Below are 18,804 nucleotides of genomic sequence, written 5' to 3' on the forward strand. Positions count from 1 at the left end.
TTCCCAATCAGTTTGGACGTAGAGGGGGGCGGCGTTGGCCGCGAGTTTTAGCTTGTTGCGCGGTTCGCGAACACGAGTTGATAGTGCGCGGCGCTGGGCGGCGCGGCAAAAAACGGCTGCAGCAGCGCGCGCCATTCGCCGAAACGAGGCGACTCGCGAAAGCCCTGCATATGATCTTCAACCGTATTCCAGTGGACCAGCAGCCGGTATTCGCAGCCATCCTCGATGCAGCGATGCAACGCATGATCGAGGTAGCCGGGCATGCTGGCGAGAATGGTTTGCGCGGTTGCGAATGCGGCTTCGAAGCCGGTATCGCTGCCGGGCGCGATGCGGAAATGGGCGAGTTCGAGAATCATGCGGCTCTCCAGTGCGCGAGCGGCAAGCCGGCCACCGGCGAGCGGAAGCTGGCGAGCGTCGTACCGGCGAGGCTGCCCAGATAGACCGTGCGTAGATCGGGTCCGCCGAACGTGATGCTCGCCATCATCGGCGCGAGTGTGCCTCGGCACGCCCCCATCAGTTCGGGGGTCGTGGTGCCTCGCGCGTAATGCGCTTCGTAATGGGCGAATGCTTCAGGGTTGCCGTCGTCGAGCAGCGTCAGTACTTCGCCTTCGGGCGTGAGCGCGATCAGCTTTTCGTTGAGGATCAGCGTGATCCATAGATTGCCGTACGCATCGAAAGCGAAGCCGTCAGGAAAACCACCCAGATCGTGCGGACCGTAGATTTCCCGGTTACTGAGCGAACCGTCTTCGGCGACGCGCAGCCGCGAAATGCGGCGTGCGTTTGTCTCCACGACGTAGAGCCATTCTTCGTTCGCGTCGAGCCGGATTTCGTTGGTGCCGACAAAGCCGTCCGCGACGATGCGAATGCCGTTGGCGTCGATCAGGCCGACGTAGCCGTCAGCGGTTTTTTCGTTGATCGAGCGGGTCCAGGGTACCTGGCGTGTCGTGACCGTGAACCAGATGCGCCCCTTCGAGTCGGTCAGGACGAAGTTGGTCTTGCCCAACGACGTGCCGTCGATGCGGTCGTACAGCGTGCGCGACGAGCCATCCCGCGTCATCAGTTCGATCGCATCGGTGCCGAAGTTCGCGATCACGATGTTGCCTTCGCGGTCGAATGCGAGTCCGTTGGGCAAAGTCTTGCCATTCACGAGCTGTTCGGCGTCGTTCGCGGCAGGCGCGCTAGCCGCATCGTTCTGCTGTGCGATCAGTGTCTGCGTGCCGTCGGCATCGATACGCATGACGCCGCCGCGGGCATCCGCAGTCCATAGCGTGCCGTCGGGCTCGGCGAGAATGCATTCGGGGCGCAGCAGATCGCGGCCGACCATGTGGATCGCGTCGCGGCTCACCTGCCAGCCGCGCAAGGGATTGGATGATGAAGTCATTGAAGAATGGCGTGTGATGGATTGATCCGGTTGAGGCGCAGCGCGGTGTGTTGTGCGTGTCGCATGAAGCCCGTTACGCAGCGCTGCGGTCAGCAGCAAACGGTTCGAGCAGCTCGATCAGGTTGCCGCACACATCGCGAATGAACGCGGTCGGATTGCCGTCGACCACCAGTTCGAACGCGATATCGGCACCCTGTGCGCGTAACGCGGCGACCGCTTGCGGGACACATGGCACCTCGAAGCACATGTGCTTGTTGCCGTGCGTGCGCAGATCCAGATTCGGGATGCGGCGCGTTTCCGGCAGGGGGGCCGCGCCCGGCACTTCGAAGATTTCGATCCGATAACTGTCACGGCGTACGAAAGCGATCTGCGCCGGAATCTTGTCGATCGTCATGCGCGATTCGAGTGAGAAGCCGAGCATGCGCCCGTACCAGTCAATCGCGGCGTCAAGGTCGGGCACGCTGATGCCGAAGTGATGAGGGCGCAGGACGGGCAAAAGCGGCACGTCGGCTTGCATTTGATCCGGTACGGCGGTGTATCCACTGTCGCGGGTTGGCGCGCTCTCAGGCAGCGTCACGGGCGCTGTTGTCATGGTTCGTGTCTCCGTATTGCTCGCGTCCGGCGCAGTGCCAGGCGGAATCTCGTTTGCATGGCCGTACTGTAGAGCGGTTTATTTGTCGAGACTATCAATTCCCAGTGGAAACACGCATTGATCGCATCGGATGATTGCGAGATACTGGCGACCATGAGACTGGGTCACTTCGACATGAATCTGCTGGTCGCGCTCGATGCGCTGCTCGATACGCGCAGCGTCACGCGCGCGAGCGAGCGTCTGCATATCGGTGCGTCCGCGACGAGCAGTGCGCTTGGGCGGCTGCGGGAATATTTCGGCGACGAACTGCTGATGCAGGTGGGGCGGCGCATGGAATTGACGCCGCTTGGGCGCAGCCTCGCACAACCGGTGCGGGAGATCCTGCTTACCGTGCAATCCACGGTGGTGGCGCGGCTCGAATTCGATCCCGCGCAGGCACGCCGCAACTTCGTGATCCGCGCCTCCGACTATCTGACCACGGTGCTGCTGATCGACGTGGTGCAGCGGCTGCAGCGCGAGGCGCCGGGCATTACGCTGCATATCGCCAACATGGCCGACGATGTGCCGGACCGGCTCGATCGCGGCGAAGTCGATTTCGTCATTTATCCGAGCGTGTCGGTCAATCCTGAGCACCCATCGCAGACGCTGTTCGAGGAGACATACAGTTGCGTCGTGTGGACCGGCAACACGCTCGTCGGCGAGACCCTGAGCCTCGAACAGTACCGGCAGATGGGTCACGTCGCGGCGACGTTCGGCGACAGCCGCAGCGTCAGCTTCGAAAGCCTTGTGATGGCCAATCTCGGTGTGTCGCGCTCGATCGAGGTGACCACCACCAATTTCAATACCTTGCCCCAGCTCGTCATCGGCACGACGCGCATTGCGACGGTCCATACGCGGCTTGCGCAGATCTACGCGCATTACCTTCCCTTACGGCTGTTGCCGCCGCCAATGGATTTTCCGCCGCTGGTCGAGGTGATGCAGTGGCATGCGATCAACAACAGCGATCCCGCCCATGTCTGGATGCGTCGCGTGCTGCTGGAGCAGGCGCAGATGCGCTCGGGCGTACCCGCCGTCAGCCTCACGTGATGCCAACCTGCGCTGCGTTCGTTTGACGCAGTCAAATGGTCCTGTCAACGCAATCTGATTGTGTCGTACGTTGTCTGCCGGAATCATTCGTCTCACACAAACGGGAACCTTGTCTTGTTGTTCAGGCGGCGCTGCACGCCGCAGGTTGAACGGCCGGGGTATACCCCTTCATAAACGGAGACGAACTCATGCATGTGCAGAACAACCGGCGCGATGCCGCGCTGGCCCCCCGCGAAGCAACCTTCTTTCATGCGCTGATTCTGCTAAGCACGGTGATCTGCGGAACACTCGCGCCGACCGTGATCGGACCTGTGCTTCCCGCAATGCAGCGGCATTTCGCGAGCGTACCGGGAATCGAAACCCTGGTTCCGGTCGTCGTCACGATGCCGATGCTGATACTCGGCGCGCTGGCGATGGCGATCGGCGCCGTCAGCGACCGGGTTGGCCGCAAGCGCGTGCTGGTCAGCGCGCTTGTTCTTTACGCTGTGGCGGGCACTGCGCCGCTTTACCTCGATTCGATCTACGCGATTCTTGCGAGCCGTGCGCTCGTCGGGTTTGCCGAGGCGGCGGTAATGACCATCAGCACCTCGTTCATCGGCGACTATTTCAGCGGGACGCAGCGCGATCGCTATGCGTCGCTGCAGATCACGGTGGCGTCGACATCGGCGTTCATCTTCAACCTGATGGGCGGCGCACTCGGCGCATACGGCTGGCGTATGCCGTTCACGGCGTACGCGTTGCCGTTGCTGCTGGCGCCACTCGTGCAGATATTCATCTGGGAAACGCGCAGCGCGGCAGGCACGCCAGTAGCGGGCGGTCACGCTGCTTCCGACGAACCGGTATTCAATCCGTTGCTGCTCACGCGGATCTGCGCGGTCGCGTTCGCTGTCGGTCTTGTCTTCATGGTGGTGCCGGTTCACTTGTCGTTCATGCTGGTCGATCTCGGGGTTCGTTCGACCAATGAGATCGGCCTCGCCTATGCGCTGAACAGCGTGGGTATCATTGCCGGTACGCTGGCGTTCGGATGGTTCCTTGCGAGCCGGCTCGCGGTGCTGCAACAGCTCGCGATCGGCACGCTGGTCTGCGGCCTCGGCTTCCTGATCATGGGCGTGGCGCACGATTTCACGTTGCTCACGCTCGGCGGCGCGATCAACGGCGTGGGCTGTGGCGTTGTCCTGCCCGCGCTGGTCAGCTGGGGTCTGCGTTCGCTGCCCTTTGCACGCCGCGGATTTGGCACCGGAGCATTCACCGCGAGCCAGTTCATCGGCTACTTCTGCAGTCCGCTGATCGTGATGCCGCTGGTCGGTCACTGGGGCTCGCGCTTCTCGGTCGTTGAAGGCTGGGGCATAGGGCTCCTTCTCATCGCCGCGCTCGCATTCGCCGGGGCGCTGCGCACACACCGGCTGAAGCTCAGCTGATCCGTCTCGAGGCTCCTCATGAAATCTGTTTTCAAACATGCACGCCCGGTGCAGGAAGGCCAGCGCCTGCAAGGCAAGGTGGCGCTGGTCACCGGGATCGGCAGCGGCATCGGAAAAACGTGTGCGTTGCTGTTCGCTGCACAGGGCGCACACGTCGTCGGCTGCGATATCGACGTATCAGCGGCAGAACAAACGGTCAAGGAAGCCGGCGCGCGTGGTCTTTCGCTCGACAGCCTGCATCCGTGCGACCTGACCGATCCGACCGGGGCAGCGCGCCTGGTCGAGTTTGCGCTGGCGCGGCACGATGGTTTCGACGTGGTCGTCAACGCGGCAGCGTTTGGCGCGTTCGCGTGGCTGCAGGACATGGACTACGAGACGCAATGGCGCAGAACGCTCACCGGCGAACTCGACATCGTATTCCTGCTGTGCAAGGCGGCGTGGCCAGCGCTGATTGCGCGCGGCGGCGGGGCGGTCATTAACTTCGCTTCGGCCAACGCGACTGTCGCTCTTGCGGGATCGCCTGCGCTTGCGCATTGCGCGGGTAAGGGTGGTGTGCTCGCGATGACCCGCCAGCTCGCGATGGAGGGCGGTCCACACGGTATTCGTGTCAACAGCATCTCGCCCGGGCTGGTAGAGACCGCCGCGACTCGCGCGCACATGCTGCGTCAGCCGGAATTTCTTGAGCGTGCACTTGCCAAGTCGATGACCGGGCGGATTGGTCAACCGGAAGACATCGCATGGTGCGCGGTGTTCCTCGCATCGGACGAAGCGAGCTGGATAACAGCCGCTGACTTTTCTGTCGACGGTGGCGCTACGGCCTGGTAGCGCTCCCCCGCAAAGCTTTCCATTTTAAGAGCCAGACCGCGCCTTCAACGGCGTGGGTGGCCGCGTGCTGCCATAAAAAAATCAAGGAGATGAAAATGAGATCGAACAGGTTTGGAATTTGGCCCAGCGGGACACCGGCTTCGTGGCACATTTCGGCCATCGCATTGGCGACCGTGCTGGCGAGCAGCGCAGCCGTCGCGCAGACAGCTACGGATTCGCCGAGCACGGTCGAGGTCGCCGGGCCTAAAGAAGGGGCCGCGAAAGGCGTGCCTAACAATGGCGTGCGCAAGTCGGGCCGGGTCGCCCGGGATTCAACGAAAGAGAAGCTGGCACGCAACAGGACCGGTACGTCGGCATCTGGAACGCACGGTCGAGATACGGACGCCAACAGAGAGGCCACTACTGCCCATCTGATGGTTGCATCCTCAACAGCCGGAAGCCGTGAAACACCCTTGGTTCTGTCCGAAGATGGCGGCGTCAACAACCCGGCGCCATACAACAGTGAGGGTGTCCCGACCGTAAAGGGACCGAGGCCCGCGTCCGCCTCGAACGGTCCCTTTGCAACCCTTGGAGACTCTCTGGCTGAGCACGGGATCAATTACCAGGGGATTTTCCTGGCTGCTACATTTAATAACCTGAGTACTGGCGTAGCGCCTGGCCACTTCGGCGCCCAGGGGATCTTCATTAATGGCGTGGATCTGGACCTCGACAAGATTGCAAGCGTGAAGGAGGCGAAAATCCATATCGAGGGTGTGATTTTTCCCTTCACGTACCCAACGAAGAACATGGTCAACTTTGGTACGTTTTCCAGCAGCTATTTGGGATCGGATCAATTTCCGTCGCATTCGACCGGAGCACCCTGGCTCTCATTGCTTACCTACGAACAGACGGTTTTCAACGATCGCCTCAATTTCGAATTCGGGAAAACCAATCTGCTGCGGTACTTTTTCGCTCCAAATTGCGGGCTGGATTTCGAGTGTACCGATTCGCTGGTCAAATGGGATAGCGGCGTTCCGGACGCGAGCCTTGGGACGTTGGGGGGGCGAGTTAAATATAACGTAACGCCACAAATCTGGTTCGAGGGCGGGGTTCAACAGCTTCGCAACTATACCGATCAGATAAAGGCAAATGGCTGGGATATCTTTTCGACTGATGGCGGTCAGGGCGCGTTCATGGTTGGCGGGGCCGGTTACCACACCGACTTCACGACGTCTGCCCATCCGTCGGACTATCACCTCGATTATTACTATGCGAACACGAAGGTGACCGATCCTTATTACCTTACGTCTCATCAGGGTAGTTCAGGTGTCATCTTCAAGATGCAGCAAACGATTTGGTCGGAAACCGGCACAACGGTCTCCTCACCGGCTGATATCCCTCGCAGTCTTGCGTTCTTTTCGTCGGTTGAGCGATCGTTCGACGCTGCCCGTCCAATCGGCTGGGGTCTCACCGCTGGGTTGACCTTAACAAAACCGTTCAATTACAGGTCGAGCTGGTTCGGCGTCGACCAGATAAATGTCAAAGCGATGTATGACCGAATCAACAAGTCGACTTTGCTGGCTCAGCGGGATACGCGAATGCTGGCGGGTGGCAGTGCTGAAATGACGTCGCCCAATGAATATCGCTTTGAGTTGAGCAGCACGTTCAGCTTGACCCGGTATGCAAAGCTGGAGCCAGTGGTCGAATACATCCTCAATCCAGATAGCGCATTTGCGTTTGGCTATCCAAATGTGCCAAGAAGTGGTTGGCTTGCGGGGGTGACCCTGGCGATCACAATTGGCAACACTCATCTGTAATCAACCGCTTTTCATGAGCGGAAAATGCAGTTGTTAATGCGGCCGCTTTGCGACGAATTGAACGCAAAAAATTTCCGTCCCTTCGGCGGACCAATTTATGGAGACTTTGCTGTGAAAAGAAAAACCCGATTCATTGCATCACTCGCCAGCACGCTGGCTGCCGCTCTTTTTTCGCAGTACGCGGCGGCAACCACCACATGCGACAGAGCCTGTCTTACCCATGTCGCAGACGGACTACTCGGCTCGATGGTCGCGCATGATCCATCGGCGCTTCCCCTGTCTACCGGATACAAAGCGACTGAAAATGCCGTACCGGCTGCCCTGAGTATGATGACCATCTGGCGTACGGCGACTGGCATCAAGCACAAATACTATGTAATCGACCCAAAGTCGGAGCAGCTATTTCTGGTTGTCACCATTAGCGAAGGAGCGGGTAACGCTCTACTATTCGGACGACTCAAGGTTCGCGATCAGAGCATATCGGAAATTGAACTTTACACCGATCGATCGCGTAGCGATGGTGGTTTCCAGTTCGACGCGGATGGTCTTGGCAAGCTCCCTGACGCGTGGACGATCGACCTCGCGCCGCAGCGACGGGCATCCCGGGCCCAACTCATTTCGGCGGGACGCAGTATCTTCGACACCGACCCTGCGCTTACGAGTCCACCATTCGCGGCGAGTTGCGTCATGATGGAAAACGGAAAGGTAGTCGCAGAAAATCCCGACGTTCTGAAGGAGGTCATGCCGCCGCCCGATAAGTCACAACCGTCGCTCCCACCGCTGCATCAGAATGCGGACGGAACCGTCTCGATTCCTTGCGGATCGCCGCCTTTTCGCCCCACCGACAGACACGCACGCACGGATATCGTTGATGAGGAACAAAGCGTCGTGGTCAGCCTCGCAACTGTCCCCGGGGTTGTCGAACCCTATGTGATCACGAAACCAACCGAATCGGCCTTCGTGCCGGATGCAATGCTGAAACCTTATGTCGATATGCTGACAAAACAGCAAGCATCTGGGCGATTCGTCCTGGCGGCGCTGAAACCGACGCGTGCGTCCGTGACGGTTGCACAGATGCACAGGATCTATGACGGCAAAGTACAGGGCATGCACCTGCTTGAAAAACTGGGGCCGCCGGAAGCCATGTCGCCGTGGGTCGAAAAATAAATAGATGTCGTCGTGCCACATTACTACGAGCTTTGTGGGCGTGTGGCACGGACCCGAGGAGCACTGGCGGAGTGCATCCGGTCGCGCTAACGGCTCAAAGTAAGTTGGGAGGTTGGTGGATGTCGAGGGTTGTCCGAGTAGTCGAGCCGCGGATGATTGCCGCAAGAGGGCAATACAGGTCTCGAAACGCGGGCAGACTGACGTGGTGTACGTGCTGCCGCTCTGAAAGGGCTCTGTATTCTGAATCGAAGGTGACTCACACGGCATTCGCATGAACAGCACTTCGCCTGCGCTCTTCGAAACAGCCGCCACTCGCGCATGCAGGCACGGCCAGAATTTCTGGAGCAGGCACTCGGCAAGATGATGATCAGGCGCATCGGCCAGTACGAAGACGTTGCTTGGTGCGCGTTTTTTTTGCCTCCGATGAGGCGATCTGGATTCAACCTTGCACGTAATCGTCGTCGAGGTAGCGCGCAAGGCAACGGCGTACATAGGCGTGTGCGTCATCGCGATCGGAACGACGATGCCAGGCTACGTACACGCGCAAACTCAGGCTATCGTCGCCGAACGGCTCGACGGCGAGTTGCGCGCTCTGCGGAAATGAGCGGGCGACAAGCGCCGGCAGGATCGCGACCAACGGTCGTGCCGCCACCATGCGCGCCACCGACGCTGCCCCCGCGCACCCGGCGGCGATCCGACGCGTGAGGCCGTGACGCTCGAAATAGCCATCTACAACAATATTCCGCGCCGGTTCATAGCTAACCTTAAGATGCGGCAGCAAAGCAATGCACTCAAGCTTCAACGGCCGCGCTCCATTGATTAGCCGTGGATCGTAGACCTGTACGAATGATGTCTCGCACGCGAGCACCGCCACGTGCCACGGCTTGAATTCGGCATCGCCGATCGCTATGGCGAGATCGATCTGCCCAGCATCCAGTGCGTCAAGCGTCTCACCAAGCGGCAACGGCGTGACGAAGATTTCAATGTCCGGTGCCACGTCGAAAAGATGTTCCATCAGAGGCGGCATCACCATCCTCTCGATCTGTTCGGGCACGGAAACCACTAGCCGGGAATGCGCATGTCGCAGGTCGAATGGCTGCGCGGTAATGAGCACCCGCTCCGCACCTTCGATCCATTCATAGATCATCGGCTTGAGTCGCATCGCGAAAGCCGTAGGCACCATCCGTGGTCCCGCCCTGACGAAGAGTTCGTCGCGAAAGACTTCTCGCAAACGACTGAGCGCATGGCTCGCCGCGGATTGACTGATGGCGAGCCGGTCCGCCGTGCGCGTCACGTTACCGTCTTCCGCAAAAAGTGCGTCGAGCGTGACCAGCAGATTCAGATCGCAGCGCCTGAAGCGGCGGTGAAATGCCGCTGGACGCGGCGCATCGATATGGCTCATGGCGCTTATTCGGGGTATTCATTTGTCTTGCGGGCGTACTGCTCGCACACTGCATATATGCGGGCGCCAGAGAATCGGAGATCGCCCATCCACTCGAACCGATACTGGAGCATGCACAGTGAACAAGATCTTGACCGTCACGCTGACGGTTGCCCTAGTTACCGCGACTGCTCCCCTAATGGCGCAGGTCGAAATTCAGGTACCTAGCCGTCAGCAGGTTCGCGACGAATTGGTCAATCTTGAGAGGCATGGTTACAGCCCACAGTCCTATTACTGGCGCGAAAGCCTCGCCGCAGCGGAGCACCAGATCGAAGAGGAGAACCGTCAAAGACAGAAAGATCTCGCGATAACCAGCGTGCGTAAATGATTGAACGATGAAAGCGGGCGCGGCACGCGCGTCCCGCGGCGTTCGTTATTGCTTGATACCCTCGACCTGAATTTGAAGCTTCGTCACCGTACTAAAGCCATACTTCTTGCCCCAATCCATGCCGAAGTTGCCAGGTTTCGGCGTTATTGGCTGGTGTTGACGATGTGGAACTGGACCTTGACCGTGTCGGAGACCACGGACGAGTCGGCCCACTCACCGGTTCCGAGTTTGAACTGCGAACGACGGATCGGTAACGTTCCGTCGAACACTTCATCGTTACCTTGGTGCGAGAAGGTCACCCGCACGACGACGTTGACCATCGCACCCTTGACCGTCAGTTGCCCGGCGACGTCGACAGCATTCTTGCCCGCACCCTTGACGCTGGTGGACCGAAACGTTGCTCGTGGATAAACAGCCGATTCGAACCATTCCTTGTTGCGAGCCTCCGAGTTGAAGCTGTCGTCGCCGAGGTCGTAACTCGCGGTGTTGACGTCGATTGACGCGGCTGCCGCTTCCGGATGCGCCGGATCGAACGCGATGTTCGCATCGAACCTCCTGAACCTGCCGTCCACCGGCACATTCATCTGTGTCAGCGTCGCCGTCACCGAACTGCGCGCGATATCGACATGGGCCTGAGCAGCAACGCTGCCGACACCACAGCATGTAGCGACCGCTATATGAGGAAGCAATGCCTTGAGCATCGATAGATTTCAAAAAATGAAGAAAGCAGGTGATAGCATCACCCGGCGCTATTTCTCAAATGGCAACATGCGAGTCAACAGGCGGTCGCGATCTATGAAGTGATGCTTCAATGCCGCTAGCACATGCATCGCGATGGGCGCGAGCAGCATGTAATTCAGGTAGATGTGTGTGTATCTGAATAGCGGGCGCAGTACCGGGTCCGGTCCGATGATGCGCGGCAGCGGAATCAAGCCGAGATAGACCACCTGTATGTTCGCCGCGGAGCTATATAGATAGCCCGACACCGGTATTGCGAACATCAGCGCGTATAGCATCCAATGGGTCGCCTCCGCGGCGACGCGTTGCCAATGCGTGGTGGATTGCGGTAATGGTGGCGCGGTATGCAGCGTTCGCCAAACCAGTCGGACGACAGCGAGAACGAGCACGGTACAGCCAATCCATTTGTGCCATGAAAAGTAGCGCAGCTTGGTTGGCGTGAAACCTGGAATGTCGGTCATGAACCAGCCAATTACAAAGCCACCGATCATCAAAGTCGCGACGACCCAGTGGAGCGTCATCGCAGTTCGGGTGTATTTCCAAGCGGGTAGAGACGGGAAAGCGTGCTGCATGGGGTCCTCGGCGTGAGCGCATTGCGCGAATTAGGTAGGGATCGTCTGACGCGTCGTGATCGCGAGGCCGCGGGCGATCAGTGGCGAGAAGCCACCGCCAAAGCACCAGCCATTGACTATCGCAATGGGTCGGCTTCGCGTACATGCACAAAAGCTGCCACTGCCGCCGGCATGCGTCACGCCGGATCTTTTCCTGCAGCACCTCTGGACCGGCGTCGACCTCGCGGAAATAATCCTTCAAGCCCATACCGCCGGTCCGTGCGTCGCCTTCGTCGGCCAGGGCTAGCACGGCCGCTTCGCGATCGAGTTCGATCGCATCCAGCACTTCGATCGTTTCCGCGTTGAGCGTCGGACTCATAGCGTTGCGCTTTTCCGGACGATTGAGCGCGACGCACGCAATGCTGTCCTCGACCTCGACTTCGACTTCGACCCTCAAGGTTTCCGGCATCCTTCGTATGCCATTCATTCTCTCCAGAAAAATCGCCCCAGGGTAGGGCGCGTGTTATCGATCTAGTGTCAAGTAACTCGACACTACAGATCTGCATCCGCAACCTCTGCTCGGCCTGGCGCGCATCAGAACTTCGTCCGTATGCCAACGCCCAGCGTATCGCCGGTCGATTTCCCGGTCAGGTGATCGGACAGATAGGCGGCGTACACGTCGGTACGCTTTGAAAGCGGATAGTCATAGCCGACCGCCCACGTCTTGCGCACCACGCCGTCGACCGGGCCGTTGCTCTTCGAGTAGGCATACGAACCGAGAATCGAGCCGACACCAAGCGGAATCGAAAAACCGGCCTGTCCCCTGTTGACGATGACTGTGCCGTTGTTCGTCCTGTCATTGGTGCGCAGATATTGCGCGTATAGCTTGACCAGCCTGAAGTCATAAGTTGCGGCGAGCTCGCTTGTACTCTGGCTGCTCAGGCCCGGCACGCCGGCAAGCGCAGTGCTGATGTCGCCGGCCGCGAAGCTGTAGTTTTCGTACTGGTAGACGCCCGTTGCTGCGAACGGTCCATGAAAGTAGAAGAATTGGGCACTCCATTTACGTTGCCCTGCAGCTCCAGCCGAATTGCCAAACGAATACATTGCCGCGCCGGAGAGCCCGCCAAACCGCGGGGTGCTGTACTGGACCGCATTGTTCCAGCCTGTATCGCCGATTACGCTCTGGCCGCCGAGACCCAGATAGGTTTGCAGCACCACAGGCGAAAACGTAAATGAATCGACAAAGGGGTTGAACAGGATCGTCGAGATGAAGAGGTTAGTACTTTGGCGACCCGCGGTGAATGTGCCATATGGCGATTCAATGCCGACATACGCGTTTCGTGAGAAGAAGACATCATTCGGGAAGCGGCCGATCTGCCCGTTTTGCGGCTGGAAGAAGCCTTCCAGCGCGAAAATGGCCTTCGTGTCCGCACCGAGATCCTCAGCGCCTTTCATGCCGAAATAGGACGTGGATAAGCCGCCGCTTGATTCCTGCCACGCCGTTCGACCGCCAATGGACTTTGTCGCTCCGGCAAAAACGTCGATTTGCCCGTACAGGCTGACGCTGGTTTGTGCAAGGCATGGACTGCCGAGCATGGCGCAGGCAATCCACAGTGGGTAAGCATTTTTTCCTCCTGGAATATGCATGTTCTCCTCCATTTATATAATTAGATATCCGAAATAATAAATATCAACGAAGCAGGATGACGAAAGACTGCTTCACCAGTCGCCAGGTTGGGTTTCGTTGCGCCGGATTCGCTTCTGTCAGGCAGCGTCCGTCTGAATATGGCCCACGATGCCGCGGCGCCGCGACGGTGTCGGCGCAATCAGTCCGAAGGCGGTAAAGGCAATCGATACGATGCCGAGGTAAGGCAGCCCCGCGTCAAACCCGTAGCTGGCAACAATTCGGCCGAATCCAAGCGGCACCGCAAAGCCTCCAACCGCCGCAAGCGAGAGCATCAGACCGGAGGCCGCGGGCACGTCATGCAGCGGGATACGGTCGGGATACATCGCAGGCACGCTGAACCACGGTGTGAGTCCGATCATAGTGATCAACCCGATCGCTGCGGCAGCAAGATGCAACGATCCCCCGTCGAGACGAGGCAGCATCACGGTCACGATTCCACTCACGACGAACGCGCCGCAGATAAGCAGCTTGATCCGGCCGAAGCGGTCCGACAACCAGCCGCCCAACATCGCAGCCGGAATGCCGCTCAGCAACAGCAATGCACTAAGGCGTCCGCCTTCGGTCGGTGAGAAGCGCAGGACGCGCTCCGCGTAGATCGGCAGGAACTGCGCAAGGGTAAAGAACGAGCCGTACGAGCCGACGATACTCAGTCCCCACCACCAGAGCGCCCCATTGCACAGCACGCGGCGAACGGCACGTGTATCAAGGTGACCGCCGTCGAGCGTCGCCGCAGCCGCGCGCGGAACGATCGGTGCGATCCAGGCGAGTAGCAGTACCCCAAATCCGATGAACCCAGCGATGACAATAGCGGTATGCCAGCCAACGGCTGTCACAACCATTGACCACAGGAACAGTCCCGTCGCCGCACCGAGCGCGAAGGCGACGCCAGTTGTCAGTCCCATCGCGAACGACAATTCGCGGTCGCGGAACCAGGCGCTGACGAGTCCCACCACCGCACCAAGACAGCAGGCCCCACCGGCACCTGCGATCAGTCGGGTGACCAGCATCGCCGGATACGACGACACCAGCGCGCCACTGAGCGATGCGCAAGCTTCGAGCGCAATGCCGATGAGCAGCGCGCAGCGCATGCCGAATCGGGCGGACAGCCAACCCGCCGGCAGATGGCAAATACCGTACCCCCCGACAAACGCTGCAACGAGCGCCGCGACCTGCGGAATCGATAGTCCGTATTCGTGCGCGATCGCCGGAAAAGCCGGAACGACGCAGAACCAGTTGAGGGTGAACTGAAAGACGCCAAGGCAAAGCACCGCGAGTGCAATCCAACGATTGTTCATGATCCGCTTCCTTAATGTTCGTCCGGATGCGCAACGACCCGGTTGCGTAACACGCCGATTTTTTCGACTTCGATCTCGATCATGTCGCCGTCCTTGATCCACCGGTTCAGCTCGAGACCACTGCCGCTGCCGACCGTGCCCGATCCGAGGAATTCGCCAACATGCAAAGTTTCGTCCGCAGACACGTGTTCGATCATTCGTTCGAAGCTATAACGCATGTCTTTTGTCGATCCATGCGACCACTGCTCGCCATTCACGCGCACTGTGACGGTCAGATCATAGGGATCCTCAATTTCATCGGCAGTCACGATCCATGGGCCCATCGCATTGCCGGTATCGAAGTCCTTACCTTTTGCCGGGCCGAACGGTCCTTCCATCTCGTGTTCCTGAAGATCGCGTGCCGAAAAATCGTTGAAGATCGTAAAACCGAATATGTGCTGGCGCGCGTTGCGGCTATCGATATCCCGTCCGGTGCGCCCGATATACACCCCCAGTTCTGCTTCATAGTCCAGCAGCCTGGCGCGCCGCGGCCAGCGCACGTCGTGCTCATGACCGATCACGTTGAGGCGGTTGGCCTTGTAGTAGATCGGCTGTTCGTAATACACCGGTGGCAATACGATGTCTTGTGGCTCCGGCAGGGCAACCTGGTCGCCGCCGCGTCGATCCGCGCGCAGGCGGGCAATCGCTGCCCCGGCCTGTTGCATATGCAGGTCAAAGGTCGAGAAGTCCCGAATCTGTTCCGGTATCGGGACGGGCGCAAGAAGCCGTACCGAATCGAAGGTGTACACGAATGGCTCGTCGCCGTGCGCGCGCGCCATTAACTCGAAGGCGGCGTCAAGCGCGCGCGGGCCGCTGCGCATCAACGCCAGCATGTCGGCGAAGGCCGGCAGGACTGTGCCGTGATGCGCGAGAAACGCATCGGACAGCCCGACCACACGCTGTTGGGCCGGCAACACGACGCCGATGCGCGCAACATGGTCACGGGTCTCGAAGGTGGCGAGTTTCACGAGCAGGACTCCGGGTCGATGATGGCGACTGCACGCGTGAAGCCGGCGGACGCGCCCTTGATCTTGTAGGGGAAACAGCAGACCGTGAAGCCGAACGGCGGCAGCAGATCCAGGTTGGTCAGTTTCTCGAGTTGGCCGTAGCCGATCTCTCTGCCTGCCTTGTGGCCCTCCCAGATAATCGACGGATCGCCGCTCCGGAGGTATTCCTCACGGGTATAACGGAATGGCGCATCCCAGCTCCACGCGTCCGTGCCGACCACACGCACGCCGCGCTCAAGCAGGTAAAGGGTCGCGGCACGTCCCATTCCGCAGCCGCTGTCCACATAGGCGGGCGTGCCGTACGCGCGGGCGGCGGCGGTGTTGACCAGCACGATGTCACGCGGCTTGAGGACGTGTCCGATTCGGGCCAATTCCGCCTCGACTTCATCTGCGCGCACAACATGTCCATCCGGCCGCGCGCGAAAGTCCAGCTTCACGCCGGGTGCCATGCACCAGTCAAGCGGCAGTTCGTCGATGCCGATCGCGCGTTCGCCACGGTTCATGGTCGACGCATAGTGCAGCGGCGCATCCATGTGGGTGCCACTATGCGTGTGCAGGATCAGGTCTTCGACCGCCCATCCCTCACCATCGGGCAGTTCGTTCGGTGAAAGGCCGGGGAACATCGCGGCGATCTGCTCAGCGCCGCGGTGGTGATCGGTGTAGTGGATTTGTGGACGCAGGCCTGGCGGATCGGCCGGCACGTCGTTCTCCAGCGCGACCGACAGGTCGATAAAGCGTAAATGCTCGGTGTTCATGGAACTCCTCCTATGGTCCGCATAGTGGATGACGTGTGTCGGCCTTTCCATCGGTAAATACCATTATTATCGATAAAATAGACTTTATTGACAAAAAGAAGGTCGTAGCGCAGGATCACGCTATCCATCTCAAGCATGTCCCACCCATGGAAATACTCGTCAAGGAAACGCTGACCGAGGCAATTCTCGAGCGTCTCGTCGAAGACATCGTGTCCGGCGTGCTGCCGCCTGAGCACAACCTGCGCATCGAGCAATTGAAGGAGCAGTACGGCATCGGTGCTTCGCCATTGCGCGAGGCACTCGCGCGGCTGACCTCGCTGGGTTTCGTGACCAATGAGACGCGGCGCGGCTTCCGTGTCGCGCCCCTGTCGCAAGCCGACCTTTCAGACCTGACTCGCATGCGTCAGTTGGTCGAGACGGAGGCGCTGCGTGAAGCGATCGCGGCAGGCAATGCCAACTGGGAGATGGAGATCGCCGGCAGCTTCGCGAAGCTGTCACTCGCCGTGACGCGCCATTACGATGCGCCGGCGGAGGCGCGGCGCACGATTGAAATCGCTCACAAGAGCTTCCACACCGCCTTGCTCGGGGCTTGCCGCTCGCAACGGCTGATGGAACTGCAGTCCACCTTCTACGATCAGGCGAGTCGCTACCGTCATGTGATCCTCGCCGACGCACAGGAACTTGACGGTTTCGTCGAGCGGCATGAGACGCTCATGCGCACCGTGCTTGGCAGGGACGCGGAGGCGGCAGCAGCAGCGCTGTCAGAACATCTGGCGATTACGCCTCAGGAGGTTTATGGGCTTGATTCGCGGATGACGGAAAGATAACCGGCGTCTGGCTCCACGAATGGACGAAGTCGGAGAGTCGGGCTATGCACAATCGCTCGGAAGGCCAGTTCACAACGCCCTCGACAATTTCGCCCTTAGCTAGGGCGACGCGTCAGGCATTGTCACTGCGCGACTTTCGGGCAGGGAACGAGTCCCCGGGGACAGCCGTTATTGGTCGAACTGCCACGGGGAGGCGCCGGCGCAGTAACGAGCCGCTGCTGCCCGACCGCTACCACCGCCCCCTTATCCAGAGGAGTCTTGGCGCGAATTTTCCATCGGCACCTTCGCCTCGCGCGCGTCCGTTAATGGACGGCGGTGGGCGGTAGGCGGCTTCGGCTGTGATCCGGTCGATTCGCCGTCGAGGGTGCCATTAGGATGGCGACCTGTCGATGCCGGTAAGTGCTGGCGTTGCGGTCTGCCGGCTGGCAAGCATCGGTCACCTGCGACAGGCCGAAGAGTTTGGCCTACGAGAGTCGAGAAAGACGCCTTCCAAAAGTCTCCGTAGGATGGACCATGTATCGCCGATGCATCGCCGGGTGCACTTTAGCCGCTATATCTCTGGCTAGCTTACCCAAGCCATCGGCTCGGCGACGGTAAGAAATTTCGCCTTGAACAACGTCTCTGCGCATTCGTCGTTGGCATGACTGTCGAGTACGACTCCGCCGCCGACGCCGACGCCCAAGCGGACTCTGTGCGTGTTCGATGGACTAGGGGCAGAGACCGTGAGCGTGCGAATCGCTTCCGAAAGACAGAAATCCCCACACTCACACGACACTTTTTCTTTCCTATTTGGAAAGAAAAGGTCGTCTTTTTTTATTATTTTTGGGTACCTACAGTTTTCCTGCACCCAGTCGTTCAGTGCGCATAAATCCACCTACGAATGCCAGCGCCGGGAGACCTCGCTGCGTCAGTGAATAAGCGACAACACAGGAGTTCGGAATGCTGTTCAGACTTTTCGTTCCAGCGGTTCTTCTCGTTGCGGGCAGTACGATGTTTTCGGTGCATGCCAACGCCGCAGACACGCTCGCCAAAATCAAAAGCACTGGCGAAATACGGCTGGGAGTGCGGGATGCTTCCGTGCCGTTTTCGTACCTCGACCAGAACCAGAACTACGTCGGGTTCTCGGTCGACCTGTGCCACGCAGTGGTCGACAAACTGAAGCAGACCATGCCGACGTTGAAGGTGACGAATGTTCCGGTCACTTCGGCCAATCGCATCGCGCTCGTGAACAACGGAAACGTCGACATTGAATGCGCGAGTACGGCGAACAGCCTCGACCGCCAAAAGCAGGTTGGTTTCTCGGTCGGTACGTTTGTCAGCCATACCCGCTGGCTGGTGAAAGCAGACTCGGGCATCAAGTCTGCGGCTGACCTCAAGGGGAAGACCGTGGTCTACACCCAAGGCTCAAATGCTTTGGGTTTCGCGAAGGAAATCAGTGAGAAGAACAACCTCGACCTGAAGTTCATCCCGGCACATGACCATGGCGAGTCAATGCTCGTTCTGGAAAGCGGCCGCGCGGCTGCCTTCATCGAAGACGACATTCTCCTGGCCGCAAAGAAAGCGGACTCCAAGGACCCGGCTACCTTCACGTTCCTGCCGGAATCCTATAACTCGCTCGTCTACGGTTTGATGTTCGCGAAGGACGACCCCGGCTTCAAGAAGACGGTCGACGATACATTGAAGTCGCTGATGGCATCAGGTGAATTCAACAAAATCTACGCGAAATGGTTCGAAGGTCAGATTCCGCCCCGCGGCATCAAACTGAACTTTCCGATGAGCGATGACCTGAAGGAGCGCGTCAAGGCTCCGAGCGACAAGTTGCCTTCGTAAATCTGTCCGGGGCAACGGCACTGTTCATTAACTGGGGGCAA

The 18,804-nt window shown here is 59.5% G+C and carries 18 protein-coding genes and 2 pseudogenes; 8 read left to right on the forward strand and 12 right to left on the reverse strand.

Going from position 1 to position 18,804, the window contains the following annotated elements; genetic code table 11:
- Window positions 1-47 precede the first annotated feature (47 nt).
- The 3 genes from DSC91_RS34960 to DSC91_RS34970 all read right to left on the reverse strand — a co-directional run bounded on the left by DSC91_RS34960 (window position 48) and on the right by DSC91_RS34970 (window position 1,973).
- Window positions 48-356, reverse strand: coding sequence for an antibiotic biosynthesis monooxygenase family protein (locus DSC91_RS34960; RefSeq protein ID WP_115783025.1), 309 nt, complete (start codon window positions 354-356; stop codon window positions 48-50).
- On the reverse strand, window positions 353-1,381 hold the full coding sequence (locus DSC91_RS34965) for an SMP-30/gluconolactonase/LRE family protein (protein WP_115783026.1): 1,029 nt from the start codon (window positions 1,379-1,381) through the stop codon (window positions 353-355). The genes DSC91_RS34960 and DSC91_RS34965 overlap by 4 nt, the downstream gene beginning before the upstream one ends.
- Window positions 1,382-1,454: 73 nt before the next feature.
- A complete protein-coding gene (locus DSC91_RS34970; RefSeq protein ID WP_229758090.1) occupies window positions 1,455-1,973 on the reverse strand; it encodes a VOC family protein in 519 nt (172 codons plus the stop codon).
- 153 nt (window positions 1,974-2,126) lie between these two features.
- Between DSC91_RS34970 and DSC91_RS34975 the strand changes: the two genes are divergently transcribed.
- From DSC91_RS34975 to DSC91_RS35000, 5 genes are all read left to right on the forward strand, one after another.
- Complete coding sequence (locus DSC91_RS34975) at window positions 2,127-3,059, forward strand: LysR family transcriptional regulator (protein ID WP_115783627.1); 933 nt, start codon at window positions 2,127-2,129, stop codon at window positions 3,057-3,059.
- A 188-nt stretch (window positions 3,060-3,247) separates the two neighbouring features.
- A complete protein-coding gene (locus DSC91_RS34980) occupies window positions 3,248-4,477 on the forward strand; it encodes an MFS transporter (protein ID WP_115783027.1) in 1,230 nt (409 codons plus the stop codon).
- A gap of 18 nt (window positions 4,478-4,495) precedes the next feature.
- A complete protein-coding gene (locus DSC91_RS34985) occupies window positions 4,496-5,302 on the forward strand; it encodes an SDR family NAD(P)-dependent oxidoreductase (RefSeq protein WP_115783028.1) in 807 nt (268 codons plus the stop codon).
- Between the two features lie 95 nt (window positions 5,303-5,397).
- Window positions 5,398-7,098, forward strand: a complete 1,701-nt coding sequence (locus DSC91_RS34990) for a carbohydrate porin (protein WP_162831508.1) — start codon at window positions 5,398-5,400, stop codon at window positions 7,096-7,098.
- Between the two features lie 24 nt (window positions 7,099-7,122).
- Complete coding sequence (locus DSC91_RS35000; RefSeq protein WP_162831509.1) at window positions 7,123-8,265, forward strand: DUF8021 domain-containing protein; 1,143 nt, start codon at window positions 7,123-7,125, stop codon at window positions 8,263-8,265.
- A 439-nt stretch (window positions 8,266-8,704) separates the two neighbouring features.
- Here the strand turns inward: DSC91_RS35000 and DSC91_RS35005 are convergent, their stop codons facing one another.
- Window positions 8,705-9,667, reverse strand: a complete 963-nt coding sequence (locus tag DSC91_RS35005; RefSeq protein WP_115783032.1) for a LysR family transcriptional regulator — start codon at window positions 9,665-9,667, stop codon at window positions 8,705-8,707.
- A gap of 118 nt (window positions 9,668-9,785) precedes the next feature.
- Between DSC91_RS35005 and DSC91_RS35010 the strand changes: the two genes are divergently transcribed.
- Entirely contained in the window at window positions 9,786-10,034 is a 249-nt protein-coding gene (locus tag DSC91_RS35010) for a DUF4148 domain-containing protein (RefSeq protein ID WP_162831510.1), read from the forward strand.
- Between the two features lie 143 nt (window positions 10,035-10,177).
- On the opposite strand, the gene DSC91_RS35015 is transcribed toward DSC91_RS35010, so the two are convergent.
- From DSC91_RS35015 to DSC91_RS35045, 7 genes and pseudogenes are all read right to left on the reverse strand, one after another.
- Complete coding sequence (locus DSC91_RS35015; RefSeq protein WP_115783034.1) at window positions 10,178-10,735, reverse strand: YceI family protein; 558 nt, start codon at window positions 10,733-10,735, stop codon at window positions 10,178-10,180.
- Window positions 10,736-10,783: 48 nt separating this feature from the next.
- Window positions 10,784-11,344 carry a cytochrome b gene (locus tag DSC91_RS35020; protein WP_115783035.1) on the reverse strand — a complete coding sequence of 187 codons (561 nt, stop codon included), beginning with the start codon at window positions 11,342-11,344 and terminating at the stop codon, window positions 10,784-10,786.
- A 39-nt stretch (window positions 11,345-11,383) separates the two neighbouring features.
- Window positions 11,384-11,792 (reverse strand): annotated as a pseudogene (locus DSC91_RS35025) (enoyl-CoA hydratase-related protein); the annotation flags it as partial.
- 125 nt (window positions 11,793-11,917) lie between these two features.
- Entirely contained in the window at window positions 11,918-12,970 is a 1,053-nt protein-coding gene (locus tag DSC91_RS35030; RefSeq protein ID WP_115783036.1) for a porin, read from the reverse strand.
- Between the two features lie 117 nt (window positions 12,971-13,087).
- On the reverse strand, window positions 13,088-14,305 hold the full coding sequence (locus DSC91_RS35035) for an MFS transporter (RefSeq protein WP_115783037.1): 1,218 nt from the start codon (window positions 14,303-14,305) through the stop codon (window positions 13,088-13,090).
- Window positions 14,306-14,316: 11 nt separating this feature from the next.
- Entirely contained in the window at window positions 14,317-15,312 is a 996-nt protein-coding gene (locus tag DSC91_RS35040) for a fumarylacetoacetate hydrolase family protein (RefSeq protein ID WP_115783038.1), read from the reverse strand.
- Complete coding sequence (locus DSC91_RS35045) at window positions 15,309-16,106, reverse strand: cyclase family protein (protein ID WP_115783039.1); 798 nt, start codon at window positions 16,104-16,106, stop codon at window positions 15,309-15,311. The genes DSC91_RS35040 and DSC91_RS35045 overlap by 4 nt, the downstream gene beginning before the upstream one ends.
- Before the next feature lie 35 nt (window positions 16,107-16,141).
- Here DSC91_RS35045 and DSC91_RS35050 point away from each other — a divergent pair, with 35 nt between their 5' ends.
- Window positions 16,142-16,933, forward strand: a complete 792-nt coding sequence (locus tag DSC91_RS35050; RefSeq protein ID WP_162831512.1) for a GntR family transcriptional regulator — start codon at window positions 16,142-16,144, stop codon at window positions 16,931-16,933.
- A gap of 580 nt (window positions 16,934-17,513) precedes the next feature.
- Here DSC91_RS35050 and DSC91_RS38430 read toward each other — a convergent pair.
- Window positions 17,514-17,696: pseudogene (locus DSC91_RS38430) on the reverse strand (aminodeoxychorismate synthase component I); the annotation flags it as partial.
- Window positions 17,697-17,872: 176 nt separating this feature from the next.
- Between DSC91_RS38430 and DSC91_RS35055 the strand changes: the two are divergent.
- Window positions 17,873-18,763, forward strand: a complete 891-nt coding sequence (locus DSC91_RS35055; protein WP_115783041.1) for an amino acid ABC transporter substrate-binding protein — start codon at window positions 17,873-17,875, stop codon at window positions 18,761-18,763.
- The last annotated feature ends 41 nt before the right edge of the window (window positions 18,764-18,804 follow it).

The organism is Paraburkholderia caffeinilytica (genome assembly GCF_003368325.1).
GTDB classification, from domain to species: Bacteria; Pseudomonadota; Gammaproteobacteria; order Burkholderiales; family Burkholderiaceae; genus Paraburkholderia; species Paraburkholderia caffeinilytica.